Source organism: Mesorhizobium sp. M0968 (genome assembly GCF_040319065.1).
Lineage (GTDB): Bacteria > Pseudomonadota > Alphaproteobacteria > Rhizobiales > Rhizobiaceae > Mesorhizobium.
Map to the genome: position 1 here is coordinate 1 of NZ_JAMYNL010000094.1, position 745 is coordinate 745.

Annotated in this window: 1 protein-coding gene; it reads right to left on the reverse strand. The window is 56.5% G+C overall.

What is annotated here, in order from left to right:
• Positions 1-130: 130 nt before the first annotated feature.
• Complete coding sequence (locus NKH67_RS34035; protein WP_353033113.1) at positions 131-655, reverse strand: YciE/YciF ferroxidase family protein; 525 nt, start codon at positions 653-655, stop codon at positions 131-133.
• Positions 656-745: the final 90 nt, after the last annotated feature.

Below are 745 nucleotides of genomic sequence, written 5' to 3' on the forward strand. Positions count from 1 at the left end.
TAGTCGAAACCGGTCGGCTACCAACCACGTCGACGGCTCGGCGGCCTATACGCGTGTGCCAGGATTGGCGAATACAACCAAGCTCCAATCCCGTCTGCCGGGGCCGCGATCGCGTCGATTCGATCCGAAGTTATGCGGCCTGTTGCATCGCCCGTTCGTTGACGCCTGCTTCGCCTAGTCGGGTGAGCGCCTCATCGGTTGCTTTTTCTTCCTTGAGCGTCTGTTCGAGTAGCGGGACGGCGTCTTTCAGACCAAGTAAGCCGGCCCATGTGACAAGAGTCCCGTAGCGCGCTATTTCATAATGTTCGACGGACTGGGCTGCAGCCACGAGACCCGCGTCCAATGCCGGAGCCTCCTCGAACTCCTCCAAAATCTCTTGTCCTTCTTCGATGATGCCGTCGATCGCCGGGCACGTTTTCCCTTGGACTCTCTTGCCAAAGGCGTCGAAAACTTGCTGCAGGCGCTCAATCTGACCCTCTGTCTCGTCACGATGTTTTTCGAACGCCGCCTTCAACTCTTCGGACTCCGCGCCCTTTGCCATTTTCCGGAGCGCCGTCAGAATCTTGCGTTCGGCGTAGTAGATGTCTTTCAGACCATCATGGAAAAGGTCTTCCAAACCTTTGGAGCTGCCCTGAGAGCTTTTTTTCGTCGCCATTGTCATCTCCTCTTTCATTTCTATCGACGCATCCATGGCTCTAACTGGACCAGTCTCTTGTTGTTCCTTCGGCCACGGCACACCGGCAGC